The organism is Streptococcus oralis subsp. oralis, assembly GCF_002096495.1.
Lineage (GTDB): Bacteria > Bacillota > Bacilli > Lactobacillales > Streptococcaceae > Streptococcus > Streptococcus oralis_CU.
In genome coordinates this window covers 216,745-232,986 of the sequence record NZ_NCUO01000012.1, presented here as the reverse complement: position 1 = coordinate 232,986, position 16,242 = coordinate 216,745, and the positions used below count along the sequence as shown (strand labels likewise).

At 40.1% G+C, this 16,242-nt stretch carries 18 protein-coding genes; 1 reads left to right on the top strand and 17 read right to left on the bottom strand.

What is annotated here, in order from left to right; all coding sequences use genetic code 11:
* Positions 1–212: 212 nt before the first annotated feature.
* The 17 genes from ftsX to B7717_RS06510 all read right to left on the bottom strand — a co-directional run bounded on the left by ftsX (position 213) and on the right by B7717_RS06510 (position 15,257).
* On the bottom strand, positions 213–1,139 hold the full coding sequence (gene ftsX / locus B7717_RS06595; protein WP_000625554.1) for a permease-like cell division protein FtsX: 927 nt from the start codon (positions 1,137–1,139) through the stop codon (positions 213–215).
* Entirely contained in the window at positions 1,132–1,824 is a 693-nt protein-coding gene (ftsE, locus tag B7717_RS06590) for a cell division ATP-binding protein FtsE (protein ID WP_000022272.1), read from the bottom strand. The genes ftsX and ftsE overlap by 8 nt, the downstream gene beginning before the upstream one ends.
* Before the next feature lie 17 nt (positions 1,825–1,841).
* Positions 1,842–2,937 (bottom strand): peptide chain release factor 2 gene (gene prfB, locus B7717_RS06585; protein WP_096753628.1). Its coding sequence is split into 2 segments (ribosomal slippage): positions 1,842–2,864 and positions 2,866–2,937, totalling 1,095 coding nucleotides; the frame shifts between segments, so codons are not numbered across the junction.
* Between the two features lie 110 nt (positions 2,938–3,047).
* Positions 3,048–3,704: a CBS domain-containing protein gene (locus B7717_RS06575; RefSeq protein ID WP_000268645.1), complete on the bottom strand. Its 657-nt coding sequence runs from the start codon at positions 3,702–3,704 to the stop codon at positions 3,048–3,050.
* Between the two features lie 152 nt (positions 3,705–3,856).
* Positions 3,857–5,284 (bottom strand): cytosine permease, encoded by a 1,428-nt coding sequence (locus B7717_RS06570; RefSeq protein ID WP_000041468.1) that lies wholly within the window; start codon positions 5,282–5,284, stop codon positions 3,857–3,859.
* 1 nt (position 5,285) lies between these two features.
* Complete coding sequence (locus B7717_RS06565) at positions 5,286–5,471, bottom strand: hypothetical protein (protein ID WP_000859102.1); 186 nt, start codon at positions 5,469–5,471, stop codon at positions 5,286–5,288.
* 1 nt (position 5,472) lies between these two features.
* The gene (locus B7717_RS06560; RefSeq protein ID WP_084944417.1) at positions 5,473–7,251 is read right to left on the bottom strand and encodes a phosphotransferase; all 1,779 of its coding nucleotides are present in this window, start codon (positions 7,249–7,251) and stop codon (positions 5,473–5,475) included.
* A gap of 460 nt (positions 7,252–7,711) precedes the next feature.
* Entirely contained in the window at positions 7,712–8,422 is a 711-nt protein-coding gene (locus B7717_RS06555; protein ID WP_000062207.1) for an ABC transporter ATP-binding protein, read from the bottom strand.
* Positions 8,422–9,186: an ABC transporter ATP-binding protein gene (locus B7717_RS06550; protein WP_001186014.1), complete on the bottom strand. Its 765-nt coding sequence runs from the start codon at positions 9,184–9,186 to the stop codon at positions 8,422–8,424. The genes B7717_RS06555 and B7717_RS06550 overlap by 1 nt, the downstream gene beginning before the upstream one ends.
* Positions 9,186–10,142 (bottom strand): branched-chain amino acid ABC transporter permease, encoded by a 957-nt coding sequence (locus B7717_RS06545; protein ID WP_000856262.1) that lies wholly within the window; start codon positions 10,140–10,142, stop codon positions 9,186–9,188. Before B7717_RS06545 ends, B7717_RS06550 begins: the two co-directional genes overlap by 1 nt.
* A gap of 3 nt (positions 10,143–10,145) precedes the next feature.
* A complete protein-coding gene (locus B7717_RS06540; protein ID WP_000941413.1) occupies positions 10,146–11,015 on the bottom strand; it encodes a branched-chain amino acid ABC transporter permease in 870 nt (289 codons plus the stop codon).
* A gap of 119 nt (positions 11,016–11,134) precedes the next feature.
* On the bottom strand, positions 11,135–12,295 hold the full coding sequence (locus tag B7717_RS06535) for an ABC transporter substrate-binding protein (protein WP_000726128.1): 1,161 nt from the start codon (positions 12,293–12,295) through the stop codon (positions 11,135–11,137).
* Between the two features lie 88 nt (positions 12,296–12,383).
* Positions 12,384–12,653: a YlbG family protein gene (locus tag B7717_RS06530; RefSeq protein WP_084944416.1), complete on the bottom strand. Its 270-nt coding sequence runs from the start codon at positions 12,651–12,653 to the stop codon at positions 12,384–12,386.
* A 78-nt stretch (positions 12,654–12,731) separates the two neighbouring features.
* Positions 12,732–13,322 carry an ATP-dependent Clp protease proteolytic subunit ClpP gene (clpP, locus tag B7717_RS06525; protein ID WP_000613467.1) on the bottom strand — a complete coding sequence of 197 codons (591 nt, stop codon included), beginning with the start codon at positions 13,320–13,322 and terminating at the stop codon, positions 12,732–12,734.
* 173 nt (positions 13,323–13,495) lie between these two features.
* Complete coding sequence (upp, locus tag B7717_RS06520) at positions 13,496–14,125, bottom strand: uracil phosphoribosyltransferase (RefSeq protein WP_000515974.1); 630 nt, start codon at positions 14,123–14,125, stop codon at positions 13,496–13,498.
* Between the two features lie 88 nt (positions 14,126–14,213).
* Entirely contained in the window at positions 14,214–14,681 is a 468-nt protein-coding gene (locus B7717_RS06515; protein WP_000136994.1) for a deoxycytidylate deaminase, read from the bottom strand.
* An 18-nt stretch (positions 14,682–14,699) separates the two neighbouring features.
* Positions 14,700–15,257 carry a TetR/AcrR family transcriptional regulator gene (locus B7717_RS06510; RefSeq protein ID WP_000003897.1) on the bottom strand — a complete coding sequence of 186 codons (558 nt, stop codon included), beginning with the start codon at positions 15,255–15,257 and terminating at the stop codon, positions 14,700–14,702.
* Positions 15,258–15,381: 124 nt separating this feature from the next.
* Between B7717_RS06510 and B7717_RS06505 the strand changes: the two genes are divergently transcribed.
* On the top strand, positions 15,382–16,227 hold the full coding sequence (locus B7717_RS06505) for a DegV family protein (protein WP_084922006.1): 846 nt from the start codon (positions 15,382–15,384) through the stop codon (positions 16,225–16,227).
* Positions 16,228–16,242: the final 15 nt, after the last annotated feature.

Here is a 16,242-nt window from a genome sequence, read left to right as displayed (position 1 = left end):
TCCTTTATTTTTATTTAGGCAAACGTTTTACGAAAACGTTTGCATTTAGTTATGTATTAATTATACCACTTTTATTTTTTTTGTAAAGGCTTTTATAAAAAAATTGTCTATTTTTTTAATTTTTAAAAAGGAAAAAGAGAAGTTTACGAAAACTTCTCTTTTAAAAATGTATTATTTTTCTGATTTGTTCTGCAATTTGCATTTAAATCCAACTAAATCTTCAAGAATCGACGCATCGAAATCCCCGAACCAATTGAACCAATGAAAATTCCGATTATAAATAATAGGACTGTCATCAGAGGAATAAACACATCTGGTGTAATCATTGACAAGTTTTGACCTACCAAGGATTTATTGACCGATTGATAGACCATATTGTAAACAAAGAAAACAAGGACAGAAGGAATCGCTGCACCAAGCAAGCCAATAAAAGCACCTTCTAGCAAGAATGGACCACGGATATAGCCATTTCTCGCCCCTACCAGACGCATGATCTGAATCTCACGACTACGTGAAATAATGGTGATACGGATGGTATTGGAAATGAGGAAGACTGCGATAAAAATCAAAAGCCCTGCAATAACCAATCCCCAAACACGGATAAAGGAAGCTAGTTCAAAAAGTCGTTGAGTGTTGGCTCCACCATCTTGAACCTCTGATACTCCCTCAATTTTCTTAGCTTCCTCAGCTACTGTTTTAACATCACTCGGAGAATTTGTGTCAACGATATAAGCATCATAGAGAGGGTTTGCATCCCCTTCAAAGACCTTCCAATCGTCACCCATTGTTTCCGTTAGTTTTTCGTACTGTTCTTCTTTACTTGAGAAGGTAACACTTTTAACAGCAGGTATAGCTTTCAAGGCATCATAGACCTTGTGGTAGTCATTATTGGTAACTGTCTGACCTTCTTTTTCAATCGTTTCACTGTTATCAGCTACATCCTTACGAATGTATACCATGACCCGAACGTTGTTTTCAATATCGGTAGCCAGTTTTGCTGTATTAAAAATTACAGATGCAAACAGGGCAACGAGGGTCAAGGTAATCATAACCGAACTCACTGCTGCTACTGTCATCCAGCCATTTCGTTTTAAACTTTTTAATGATTCAAATAAATGGCGAAAAAATCTACTAATCATCGTATCCATATTCTCCTTTAGCTTCGTCACGAACGACACGGCCATTTTCAATGGCAATGACACGGTGGCGCAAGGTATTTACAATCTGGCTATTGTGAGTCGCCATCAAAACAGTAGTACCTTGGAGATTGATGCGTTCCAACAGATTCATAATTTCCCAAGAATTATCTGGGTCCAAGTTTCCTGTTGGCTCATCGGCAATCAATACTTTAGGATTGTTGACAATCGCACGAGCAATCGCAATCCGTTGCTGCTCTCCACCTGAGAGTTCATTAGGGAAAGAGCGAACCTTATGTTTCAAACCAACCAGGTCCAATACTTCCATAACACGTTTTTTGATGTTGCGACGGCTCTCACCGATTACTTCCATTGCATAGGCAATATTCTCATAAACGGTCTTCTTAGGCAAAAGTTTGTAATCCTGAAAGACTACCCCGACACTACGACGTAGAAGCGGGACATCTTTCTTCTTAATTTTAACTAAATTAAAGCCTGCAACTGATAGGCTTCCTTTTTCGATCTTTACTTCTCGGTATAAAGCTCGAATAAAGGTTGACTTACCTGCTCCAGAAGGTCCTACGATATAGGCAAACTCTCCTGGTTCAATAGTAACAGATACACCACGCAGGGCAGTCGTTCCATTGTCATACTTTTTGACAACATCTCTCATTTCAATGATTGACATATGAGTTCCTTTCTATCTTAGCTGATTCGCCACTTGAGGTAGGCATCGATAAAACCATCAAGGTCTCCATCCATCACCTTATCTACCTGAGCAACTTCAAAGCTTGTACGGTGATCTTTTACCATAGTATAAGGCGTGAAAACATAAGAACGGATTTGGCTTCCCCATGTGATTTCTTTTTTCTCACCTTTAAGGGAATCAACTTCCGCAGCTTTCTTTTCTTGCTCCATTTGATAGAGCTTAGCCTGCAACATCTTCATGGCACGATCTCTATTTCCATACTGGGTACGATCGACCGTTGATTGGACGACAGTGCCCGTAGGAATGTGTGTCAAACGCACACCTGTTGAAACCTTATTGACGTTTTGTCCACCAGCGCCACCTGAACGGAAAGTATCCATTTTGATATCATCTTCACGAATCTCCACTTCGATGGTATCATCCAACTCAGGCATAACCTCTACGGATGTAAAGGAAGTATGGCGGCGTTTGGCAGAGTCAAATGGCGAAATACGGACCAAACGGTGAACACCCATTTCTGATTTAAGTAGGCCGTATGCATTGGGTCCTTCAAAAGACAAGGTAACAGACTTGATACCTGCTTCATCACCAGCCTGGTAATCCAAGACTTCTACTTTAAAGCCTTTGGCATTTCCATAACGAGTATACATACGAAGCAACATATCACCCCAGTCCTGAGCCTCAGTACCACCAGATCCTGGATGGATTTCCAAGATTGCATTATTATGGTCATAAGGTTCTGACAAGAGAAGGGTCATCTCGTAGCTGGTCATCATCTTATCCAGTTCTGTCAACTGTTCGACCAGTTCATCATGGACTGACTCGTCTTCTGCTAAAAAGTCCAATAAAATCTCAACTTCATCCTGCAACTCTTCCATTTTACGGAAGGTATTGTAGGTGTTTTTTAATTCATTCAATTCTTGCGACGTTTTTTGGGCCGCGATATTATCGTTCCAAAAATCAGGTTCTGTCATCTTGTTTTCCAAGATGGCAATCTCTTCCTCTAAGCCTTCGAGGTCAAAGAGACCCCCTAAAAGAAGCTAATTTTTCACGATTTGCGTCAATTTTTTGACGAATTTCTGAAATGTCCATAGATACTCCTTTTCATATCGTTTTATTATACCATAATCTCTCATTTCTTTCCATATTTTGCTTTTCACCGCTTTTGATGGCAGAAGAAAAGAGGCTCTAAAGCCTCTGGTTTAAAGGACTTTGGCAGAGGTATGAGTGATCTCCTCCACTTGAATTCCTTCTTTTTCAAACTTATCCTTTAATGAAGTCAAATCGATTTTTCCATCAATTTGAACTTCGATGACGACCTTGCCATCCTTACGTGGAATGTTGACAGTATGAGAAATATTTAAATCCTCTTCTACAATTAGAGCTACAATTTTCCCCAGTACTCCGACTTCATTTTCTGTAATGAAACGAACACGAATCCCCTCTTCTCCGTATCCGGCGATTTCCAAGAAAGCCTGAAAAACATCGCGATCTGTAATGACGCCGTAGACCTGATGATTGTCTACGACTGGTAATATCCCAATTTTATTTTTCAGCATCAGGTAGGTCGCATCTTCTAGACTAGCATAGCCAGAAACAGTCACGACATCTCGAATCATTACATCTTTTACTTTGGTTTTATTCAGAAGATAATTCATCTCATAGATAGAGAGACTGGTTGCTTTAGATGGGCTGGCTTCCGCAATGGTTCCTTCTGTTACCAATCCGACTAATTGATCGTTTTCGATAACAGGTAAACGGTGCAAACCTTGCTCGCGCATCAAATCTGCTGCGTGTGCTACAGTCGTATCTGGACTGATATAAACTACCTTACGGGTCATGAAATCTTTAACTGCCATGAGACTTCTCCTTCTATATTGCTACTTTTATTATACACTTTCTTAGAAAATCTATCAAACGCTTTCATCTCTTTTTCAAGATTTTGAATAATCTGAGAAGTTTGCATAAAATACCAGTGTAAGTTAAAAGGGAACCGAAGTCCCCTCTCTTCTTAAATCGTAACAGTGTCTCGATCTTTTATCATATAACGTTTCAGTGGGCTAAGACTAGCTAGCCAGTATAGTAGACCACCAAATAGCGCAGTAAATCCGCTACCAGTTGTGATTAAAAAGATTGGACTTTGAATTTGTGCAGTTACTGGGTTGTAGACAAAAAGTACCGCTACCAATAAGGAGATAAATACGCAAGACAAGCCAACTAAGTTAAATCCTTTAGTAAATTCGTAGGCGTCATGCCCTTCAAGGAAATAGGCTGAACGCAAGTCGAGTTTTCGTTTTCTTAAGATAAAATAGTCGACAACAATCATACCAATAATTGGCCCCTGAATATAGGCAGCTAGGGAGATGAAGGATCCGAAATACTCTTCTACTCCTCCCCAGATAGTGAGTAGACTCACGTAAACCATGGCAATCCAAACCATTAGTTTATAGCTTACTTTGGGCATCCCACTTTTTACAATCATACAGTTCACATATGATCCTGTCCCCTGGGTTCCAATATTAGCAAAGGCTACTAGTAGTAGACTTAAGAGAGCAAAGGCTGGGGTGCTTAGAGTTGATAGCATGGTTGTTGGATCACTTTCATACACACCTGTTTTAACAAACATGGCTAGAGCCATGACTCCACCTGTCGCAACGAAGAATGGAGCCACAACTCCGTATGATAAGGCTGTAGCCCAATAACCACTGCGTTCTGATTTTGCTAAACGTGGTAAAACCAATGCTTGTGTAGACCAAGAAAAGGCAAAGGCAACATTTCCTTCTCCAGAGAGCATGAAGCGTTCTAATGGCGTCAAATCTCCTTGAGTGGCTGGTTGGATATTCATAATATCCGTTATAGGAACGGCGACAAAGCAGATTCCAACGATAATCAGACCGACAATCAATAAGGCGATAACCAAAAAGCGATTGGTCCATTTAATCACTTCCGGGCCTCCAAGAGCAATGAGAGTCCCAAGAAGAACACAGAGGGTACCAAGAATAGGCGCCCATATTCCCTTGTCCAAACCAAGACCAAAATTATTTGCCAAATGGATCATGGAACTGGCAAAAAGATTGGCCGCAACAGCATACCATCCAAAGTTAGCCAAGCTAATAATGGTTGATAACAGGGCTACACCTCTTTTTCCTAGAACAGCTCTCAACCAAATCCACAAATCAATTCCATACTTAACCGCAAACAAAATAGGGAGACATTCAATAAAAACCCAGATAATGTTAAAGCTAAAAATATTTATCAACATTTGATTAAAGGTCAAATATTGAGCTACATAAGCCCCTTGGGTATAACACCAAGTAGCAATGGCAAAACCACTTGTCGATAGAAAGAGATCCCAGAAAGAATACTGACGATCCTTATTGGTCATGGGAACAATTCCGGTTATGGTTTCTTGTTGGATATAGTCATTCATTTTAGACATGTTATTGAATTCCTCCCGTCATTGCTAAGATAATCAAAATAAGGTTGATTAGGACTATGGAGATGATTAAAATGAAATCACTTTTTAGGAAGGGTTGAACAAACTCGTAGTTGGGCGACTCCATTTCTTCCAATCTTCTCTTTGTTTCAGTTGCTACTAATTCTTCAATTTCAGATGTCGTTTTCATCTTAGTTTTCCTCCAAATACAAATCAAGAGCTAGTTGTCCATATTGTTTGGTATAGCGATACCAGATGTAGAGAAATTCACCAACTGGTTTTCCGACACTCTCCTGGAACAAAGCCCACAAGAACCAATAATATGAGGTTACTGCTACATAAGCCAAGTAGTGACGTTTGGTTTTCCTATCTGGTACTTCCTGTAGATACAATTCCAGTACTTTTTCAGCATCCTCCACGGTATAATTGGAACACGCGATAAAGGTGCCCAAATCTCCTGCTGGCTCTCCCATTCCAGAATATTCCCAATCAATCAAGCTCATTTCGCCTGCTTCATTCAACAAGAAATTAGGACTATAGGAATCTCCATGACAAAGAACAACCTGTTTCGGATCGTTCTGTAAATAATTTTTGAGAAGTGAAACAGTTTCATCCAATTCCTCGAGGCCATCAAATTCAAATCGATTTCTAGCCTTCAATTTTTCTCTAAAATCATCAATTCCTTCAAATTGGTCAAAGGAATGTTCCGTTTTTTCTCCAGATTGGTGTAACCGTCTCAAGAGGTCCATTGCTTGTGCCACATCATCCCAATTATCATAATCCAGTTGCTTAGCATTGGGAATAAATTCTGAAATTTTCCAGCCCTCATCCTTGTTCATAGCTACGAAGGTACGGTCAATCTTTAATTTTGCAGCAATTTCCATTGAAGCTGCTTCACTAGCTCGGTCGATATAATTTTCTGTTCCCCTACCCGGATGACGGTAAACATATTTTTTCCCTAGACAGTCAAATGAAAATGATGTGTTGGTTAACCCATCTTTTAGAGGTTTGATATTGACAATATCTGAAGCCACACACTTTAATGTCTTACAGATATTATCAATAATGGCCGAATCTGCATTTACCAAATAACGTTCATCAAATTGACGGAGTTCATCTAGTGAATCAAATTCTTTAACAATATCCGCTGAATAGTGGCGGGCTTCTAAAAGGAGTTCCTTGACATGGCGACTATAGTAATCCTCCCAAAGCTGTTCCCGATAAGGTTCGTGTTTAAACTCGCTTTCTAAAATTTCCTTGAATTTCTCGCTAAATGCACGGTCGAAATAAACGTGCCCCACCATGGCCCAAGTATTTTCTCCACCAATTTGGATATCAATGATGGTGTGATTCGAATCCTCTATCGCACAATATTCGTCCGTTTGACCTTCTGCAAATATCGTCGAGTAATAACCACTATAAATATATTGCTCAAACGGATTTTCCACAAAATAATTATCCGATGAACAAATATAAGTGTTGGAAAGTTGATCTTTAACCAACATAAGAGATGAGCAGTTATTGTATTTGTAGTAATCATTATTCACTACAATTTTTACACCAAACTTCTCTGCAAGATAGAACATTTTTTCTTGAAGATAGCCTACAATAACAGTTATATCTTCTATTCCTGCTTCTTGCAGCTGTCTGATTTCCCTCTCTATCAAGCGTTCCCCCTTGACTTGAAGCAATCCTTTTGGAATCTCATAAGACAAAGGAGCAAAACGACTACTCATGCCAGCAGCCATTATAATGGCATTTTTTACTCGATAGGGTTCTAAAACTTTCTGGCCTAGTTCAGTTAAGTGATGCTCCTCATCAAGCCACTTCTCTTCTTTCAGTTTTTTCAATAATGTGTTGATTGTTCCTAAAGATAGGTCTAACTCTTCAGCTAACTGTCGCTGAGTAAATGTCTTTTCTTTATGTATCAACATAAAACGCAAAAGTTTAAATTGTTTTTCTGTTAGCATTTCTCAGTCCTCCTGTTCAATTTTTTCTTACTAATATTATAATATGAACAAAAATGACTGTCAATTCAAATAGGGAAACAATGAGTAAAAATTAAGGTCTTTTTCCCTTTCCTCAAAAAACATATAAATAAAAGAGCTCCTTAATCCGGAGCCCTGAAATATTTTATATTTTTGATAAGTAGTCGTATTAGGTGTCGCTTGGTTGCAATCCTTATCCGCCAACTAAAAAGGTCCCCGGACTATAGAGATATTGCTTGCGCAATCCTTATCTACCGACTAAAAAGGTCCCCCGGACTATAGAGGGATTGCGTGCGCAATCTCCATCCACAACCTAAACTAGTCTCCCAGACTAGAGGAGAATTGCTTGCGCAATCCTTATCCGCCGACTAAAACAATCCACTGGATCTGATGATTGCTACGCAATCTCTATCTGCCGACTAAAAAGGTCCCCCGGACCTTTTTAGCCACCTAGATATGCTTTTCTGACTTCATCTGATGCTGCGAGTTCTTTTCCTGTTCCTGATAGAACGATCTTGCCTGTTTCAAGTACATAACCACGGTCAGAGATAGCAAGGGCCTTGTTTGCGTTCTGTTCAATTAGGAGAACTGTTGTTCCTTGCTTCTGGATATCTTGAATGATATCAAAAATTTCTTGGATAAAGATCGGAGCCAGTCCCATTGACGGCTCATCTAGGAGAAGGAGCTTAGGTGTCGACATGAGCGCTCGTCCCATAGCCAGCATCTGCTGTTCACCACCTGAAAGAGTTGCCGCATCTTGGTTTTTACGTTCTTCCAAACGTGGGAAGCGTGAGAAAACTTTTTTCAAGTTAGCTTGATTTTCTTCACGATTTTTCTTCAAGAAAGCTCCCATTTCTAGATTTTCCATAACAGTCAAGCCTGGGAAAACATGACGTCCCTCAGGGACTTGTGAAAGGCCACCTGCCACGATTTTTTGCGCAGGCAACTTTTGAATTTCTTTTCCCAAAAACTGAATTTTACCAGCACTTGGACGAACCAAACCTGAAAGGGTGCGAAGAATGGTTGTTTTACCAGCACCATTGGCACCGATAAGAGAAACAACTTCACCTTCATTAACCTCGAAACTTACATCACGAACTGCTTGGATCATACCGTAATGCACAGAGAGGTTTTCAACTTTTAACATAGACATTAGGCTTCACCTCCTAGATAAGCTTCGATAACGCGTTTGTTGTTCTTGATCTCATCCGGAGTCCCATGAGCAATCAACCGACCATATTCAAGAACATAGATACGCTCAGTGACTTCCATAACCAAATTCATGTCATGTTCGATAAGCATGATGGTAATTTTAAATTCATCTTTGATACGACGGATCAATTCTGTCAATTCAGCTGTCTCTTGTGGATTCATCCCAGCTGCAGGTTCATCCAAAAAGAGAATCTTGGGTTCGGTTGCCAGAGCACGAACGATTTCTAATCGACGTTGTTGACCATAGGCCAGATTCTTCGCAAGAGTATCTGCGTCGCCATCCAAATCAAAAATCTTCAGTAAGTCCAAAGCTTTGCTTTTTAATTCTTCCTCATTCTTATAAAAAGCTGGTAGGCGTAGGAAGCTCGCAAGGACATGCTGTTTATGATGATTGCTAAATGCAATCAAAACATTTTCCAAAACTGTCAAGTCCTTGAACAAACGAATATTTTGGAAAGTACGACTGAGACCAAGTGAGGCAATCTTATAGGGAGTTTTCCCATTTAGGAGGTGACCATCTAGTGTCACAGTACCTTCGCTTGGTTCATAAACACCGGTCAAGAGATTGAAAAGGGTTGTCTTACCAGCCCCGTTTGGTCCAATCAGACCAACCAATTCTCCCTCGTTCAATTCAAGAGTGACATCTCCAACAGCTGTTAGACCGCCAAAATGTTTGGTTAACTGTTTAACTTCAAGTAATGCCATTAGTTTTGTCCCTCCTTCTTTGATTTTTTAAAGAAACGTGATAGACTCAATTCCCATGTCCCAAGAAGTCCACCTGGTCTGAAAATCATGACCAATACAAGAGCCAAAGCGTAGATGATCATACGTACGCTTGCTACATCCTGAAGGAGCATATTTAAAATTCCTAAAACAATCGCTGAAACGATGGTACCAGTAATCGATCCAAGTCCACCAAATACAACGATAATCAACACATTGATGGAATTAATAAAGGTGTAATCTTTTGGAACAACAGATCCGATAAAACCAGCTTGAAGTGAACCAGCAATACTTGCTGTAATAGCACCAAAGACAAAAGCGATAATCTTGATCTTTGTAGTGTTTACCCCAACAGACTCTGCAGCAATCTCATCCTCACGAACAGATAGAGTAGAGCGTCCAATTGGACTACGTAAGAAGTTGAGAGTTGCAATAGTTGTGATCACCACAAATAGATAAACCATTTGCCAGTTGGTAAAGTTTGGAATACCCAAGATACCAGCAGCACCGTTGGTCAAACTTCCACCATTAATGATAAAGATACGAATGATTTCTGAAACACCTAGTGTCGCAACAGCCAGGTAGTCACCCTTCAAACGGAGTGTTGGAATACCAACGAGCAAAGCGACTGCACCAGAAATCAAGGCACCCAAGACCATTGCTCCAAAGAAGGCACCATAGGTTGGTGATTTTGAACCAATAATCGCTGCTGCATAAGCCCCAATCGCCATAAAACCTGCATGACCAAGTGAGAATTGTCCTGAAAAACCAACGATTAAGTTCAAGCCTACTGCAAGGATGATATTAATCCCAATTTGTTCTAAAATTTGGACATGGAATAGATTGAGAACACCAGCAGAAACCAGTACACTAATCAATCCATAGCCCGCTAACAGAAGGAATAACCAGAGAATATTTACTTTAAGATTTGTCTTCATTGTTTACACCTTCTCTTTCACATTCTTACCAAGGATACCTGCAGGTCGAACAATCAGAATCAAAAGCAAGATTCCATATACGATGGCATCACGGAAATCAGACATACCGAAGGCAGTAGCAAATGTTTCCAACAAGCCAATCACAAATCCCCCTAGAGCTGCACCAGGGATAATCCCGATACCACCGAGTACGGCCGCAACGAATGATTTTAGACCTGGAGTCACACCCATCAAAGGTTCAAGAGAGTTGTAGTAAAGGGCAATGAGGACACCTGCTGCACCAGCAAGGGCTGAACCCAAAGCAAAGGTAAAGCTGATTGTACGATTTACATTAATTCCCATCAATTGAGCTGCGTCACTATCAACTGATACCGCACGCATGGCTTTCCCCATTTTTGTTTTTTGGACGATCAATTGCAATAAAACCATCAAGAGTACAGAAACTGCTAAAATCATCAATTGAACATTTGTCAAGCTAATTGGTCCCAAGTCAAAGCGGACTGTTTCAATTGCTTGAGGGAAGGCACGAGTATTGGCGCCTACTAGATAAACCATTCCGTATTCCAGTAGGAAAGACACTCCGATGGCAGTAATCAATACAGCAATACGTGTAGAGTGTCGCAAAGGACGGTAGGCAAGAAACTCAATCACAACACCAAGTAGTGCAGTTCCAGCCATTGAAATAATTAAAGCTAAAAAGAAATCCATTTGGAAAGAATTAATCAAAAAGTAACCAATAAAGGCACCCATCATGTAAATATCGCCATGGGCGAAGTTGATGAGTTTGATAATTCCATAAACCATGGTATAACCCAGAGCCAACAGTGCATAAACACTACCCAGAATTAGACCATTTACAAGTTGTTGGAGCATAGCATTCACTCTTTTCTATCATTATTTTTTAGAAAATTTCATTATTTTCACAAGTTCATAAACACCGAAACAGGGAGTGAGTCAAAGGCTCATTCCCCATTTCAATTACTATTCTAATGTTATGGTTTTACAACTTCTGCTTCTTCAACTTTACCATTGTTCATGGTCATCATGTAAGCAGTTTTCACTGTATTGTGGTCAGCATCAAAGCTTGTTTGACCAGTGACACCATCAAAATCTTTGGTTTTAGCAAGGTTGTCCTTGATCTCACCTGAGTTTTTAGCACCTTTTGCAGCATTTGCTACTAAGTAAACTGAGTCATAGGCCAAAGCTGAGAATGTTGAAGGCTCTTCGTTGTATTTAGCACGGTATGCTTCAAGGAAAGCTTTAGCTTTTGCAGAAACATCAACAGTAGTTGAGAATCCAGAGATGAAGTAAATGTTTGATGCTCTTTCAGCAGTTGCTTGTTGAACAAATTCTTCACCGTTAAATCCATCACCACCAATGATTGGTTTATCAATTCCCATACCACGAGCTTGGTTTACAATTTTACCAGCTTCTGTGTAGTAACCTGGAACTACGATAGCGTCAAACTCTTTGTCTTTCATTTTAGTAAGGGCTGCTTGGAAGTCAGTATCACCTGCTACAAACGTTTCATCTGCTACAATCTCACCCTTGTAGGCTTCGCGGAATGATTTAGCAATACCTTTTGCATAGTCACTAGCGTTGTCAGTATAAAGAACAACCTTCTTAGCATTCAATTTGTTTGTTACATAATTAGAAATAATCTTCCCTTGGAAGCTATCTTGGAATGTTCCAATAAATAGGTAATCTTGACCTTTAGTCAAACCGTCTTGAGTAGCACTTGGTGAAATCAATGGCACTCCAGCTTTAGTAGCGTTAGCTACAGCTGCAGCAGTTGCACCAGATGTCGCAGGTCCTACAATAGCTGCTACTTTTGATTGGGTAACAAGGTTTGTTGTAACAGAAGCTGCTTCAGCAGTTTCTGACTTGTTGTCTTTGTCTACAACTTCGATTTGTTTCCCATCAATTCCACCTGCAGCATTGATTTCGTCTACGGCAAGTTGGGCACCTTTTTGTTCAGCTGTACCGTAAGCTGCCACAGCACCTGTCTCTTCAAAGTTAAAACCGATTTTAATTGTTTTTTCGTCTACTGGATTTCCAGTTGTGTTTGACGCTCCTGACTTGACCTCTCCACAGGCAGCAAGAAGAGCCACACTAGCAAGAGCCACAAAAGATAGGGCAAATTTTTTCTTCATTTTTAATCTCCTTATAGTTGTTTCAAAAATTGTATGTTAAGAATATACCGAATTATCAGAAAATTGTCAATGTATTTGTTTAACTTTTTTAAATGATAACGTTTTCTTCGTTACGATAGAGATTGCCAACGAAAGGAGTTTCTAGCTCTTGAATATGGCAACGTCTAATTTTCTTGATATATCTTTCCTTACCTAATCTCTCAACTAAGTCATCTAGCTCCTCAGTTGGAACATAGAGCTGTAAGTAACGATGTTTTTTGGATTGGTAACAGATATCACCGTATTCCTGAAGTTTTTTTGCGTCTCGATTATAGTAGAGATAGATGATTAATCCTGATCGATTTGTTTTTTCAAACATGAGGGATCCTCTTTCTAAGAAATCTTCCCCTATTATACCAAAAAAAGCAAACTCCGTCGAGTTTGCTTTCTAGGTTGCTTAGCTTAAAGAATTGTTGGCCATGATTTCATCGATAAAGCCATATTCAAGTGTTTCTTGGGCACTCATCCAGTAATCACGTTCCGCATCTGCATGAATTTGCTCGACTGATTTACCAGAGTTATCTGCAAGGATTTGCTCCAAAGTCTTACGAGTTTTAAGCAAGTGCTCTGCAGCGATTGCCATATCGGTTTGTTGGGTACCACCACCTGTACCACCCATTGGTTGGTGAATCATGTACTCTGCATTTGGAAGCATGAAACGTTTGCCTTTTGCGCCACTTGATGCAATGACAGTCCCCATGGATGCAGCCATCCCCATAACGATTGTTTGGACATCCGCCTTGATAAAGTTCATTGTATCAACGATTGCCAAACCAGCTGAAACAGAGCCCCCAGGTGTATTGACATAAAGGTAAATATCTTTTGTGCTGTCTTGGGCATCCAAGAAGAGTAATTGGGCGATAACGGAGTTGGCCATGTTGTCTTCAACTGGACCTGTTAGCATGATGATGCGGTCTTTCAGAAGACGAGAGTAAATATCATAGGAACGTTCTCCACGGCTTGTTTGTTCAATAACTACAGGAATCATTCATTTCTCCTTTTAATGTTGAATTTTCTTAGTCTTACGACTCAATACAGAACTATTATATCTTTTTGGTCAAAAAAGGTCAAATTTTTGCTCTATTCTCTAAACAGAAACAAAAACTCAACCTCCTTTCAAGTCAAAAACGAACTTCTAGTTTCACTATTTAATTTGGAATTTTATTTAGTACCAAACAAGCGGTCTCCAGCATCTCCTAGACCTGGAACAATATAACCGTGTTCGTTCAAGCGTTCATCCAAGGCCGCAGTAAAAATTTCTACATCTGGGTGTGCTTCTTGAAGGGCTTTCACTCCTTCTGGAGCAGATACTAGGCAGACAAACTTGATATTTGAAGCACCACGTTTTTTAAGGGAATCTACTGCCAAGATTGCTGAGCCACCTGTTGCCAACATTGGATCAACGACAAAGATTTGACGTTGGTCAATATCTTCAGGCAATTTCACCAAATATTCAACTGGTTGAAGGGTTTCTTCATCACGGTACATACCGATATGACCAACTTTGGCTGCTGGAACCAAGCTCAAGAGGCCATCTACCATCCCGATACCTGCACGCAAGATTGGGACAATAGCCAATTTTTTCCCAGCCAATTGTTTTTGAACTGTCTTTGTGATAGGTGTTTCGATTTCCACGTCTTCAAGTGGAAGATCACGAAGTACTTCATATCCCATCAACATCGCAATCTCATCTACTAGCTCACGAAAAGCTTTTGTAGAAGTATCTGTACGTCGCAAGATTGACAATTTGTGTTGAATGAGTGGATGATTAATGACTTCAATTTTTCCCATTTTCTGAGTTCCTTCTTTCAATTTATTCTTCTTATTATATCAAAAAATGGTTTAAAAAGCTTTCTAAACCATTTATTTTAATTAATTTTTAAATCAAATCTGCCTCTTGAAGAGCTGTCTGAACAGTCTCTAATGGCAAATGGGTCAACTCGGTGCCTTTTTCTTGATAAAGGTACTGGGCATAGTCATCCATTCGGTACTGGTTGATATAAACCACGCGCTTACAACCAACTTGTAGCAGTTGTTTGGTGCAGTTCAGACAAGGGAAATGGGTCACATAGGCTGTAAATCCTCTAGGAACCCCTCGTTCAGCCCCCTGGAGAATAGCATTGACCTCAGCGTGAAGAGTTCGAACACAGTGACCTTCAATGACCAGACATTCGTGATCGATACAGTGCTCTGTTCCTGATACGGAACCATTGTAGCCTGTTGAAATGACTTTATTGTCCTTAACGAGGACAGCTCCCACCTTGGCACGTTTGCAGGTCGAACGATTGGCAATCAGTAAAGCCTGGGCTGCAAAGTACTCATCCCAAGCCAGTCTTTTTTCTGTCATAAGTATTCTCCTTATCCCCTATTTTTTGAAAAATGGCAAGCGTAAATCTGCAATCTTTTCAGCTGGAACCTTCATGCCATCCTTGATCCATTTGAGCAGAACCGATACGATGGCAGAACTCCAAAAGGAATGAAGATAGCTGCTAACGCCTTTTGACTTTCCATGGTATTTTTCTAGAAATTCCTGCATGGCTTGGACAAAAATCTTTTCCAAATGGTAGTCCAGAGCAAGTTGGATAACCTTGGCTTCTTTCTTGGCTGCTCGAAAAAGGTGAACCCAGACTAGATAAAGGTCTGTTTTAACATCGTAGTGGCTCAACTGTTCCATAATGTTATGGACACTGCGTTTGAAGACGCTTTCCAAAATCTCTTCTTTGGAGTCATAGTTGCGATAGAAGGCGGCACGAGAGACACCCGCTCGTTTGACCAGCTCCGAAATGCTGATCTTAGCCAAATCTTTTTTCTCTAGAAGTTGCAAAAGAGCCGTCTCGATTGCTTCTCTAGTTAAAAAATTGGATTCTTGATTTGATTTTCTGAGATTTTCAAGAGATTTTTCAGATATTTTACGTTCAGACATAACAATTTCTTTCTACTTGTGACAACAGAGAGGTGGTACTTTTGTTTCAAGGGCTTTCATGATATAATTGTAAAAAAAGACAGAACCTTTGTCAATGTATAAATGACAAAGATGGAGAATTTCTATGACTTGGAAGATTGTAGCTGACTCTGGTTGTGATTATCGTCAACTGGCAACTCCTGCTATTGATACCGAATTTGTGAGTGTTCCTTTAACCATTCAAGTAGCTGATCAGGTCTTTATCGATGATGCCAATCTTGACATTGACCACATGATGGAAACCATGTATGCGACTTCTGAGGCTTCAAAATCAGCCTGTCCTAGCCCTGATGATTACTTGCGAGCGTTTGAAGGTGCCAAACATATTTTTGTCGTTACCATTACTGGTACTCTTTCAGGTAGCCATAATAGTGCACAGCTCGCTAAGAATATCTATCTTGAAGAACATCCTGACACCCAGATTCATGTGATCGATACATTGTCTGCAGGTGGTGAGGTTGACTTGCTCGTAGAAAAATTAAACGACTTGATTGACCAGGGTTTGTCTTTCGAGGAAATTGTTCAAGCTATTACTGCCTACCAAGAAAAAACGAAGTTGCTCTTTGTCCTCGCTAAGGTCGATAACTTGGTAAAAAATGGCCGTTTGAGTAAGCTTATCGGTACAGTCGTTGGCCTCCTCAACATCCGTATGGTTGGGGAAGCAAGTGAAACTGGAACCCTAGAACTGCTCCAAAAAGCGCGTGGACCAAAAAAATCCCTTCAAGCAGCCTATGAAGAGCTCATCAAGGCTGGCTATGCTGGTGGTCGAATTGTCATGGCTCATCGCAACAATGAAAAATTCTGTCAGCAATTGTCAGAACGCTTGCTGGAAACCTTCCCACAAGCCAATATCAAAATCATCCCGACGTCTGGTCTCTGCAGTTTTTATGCAGAAGATGGCGGTTTGTTGATGGGATATGAAATCAACTAAGATTATAAGCAACAA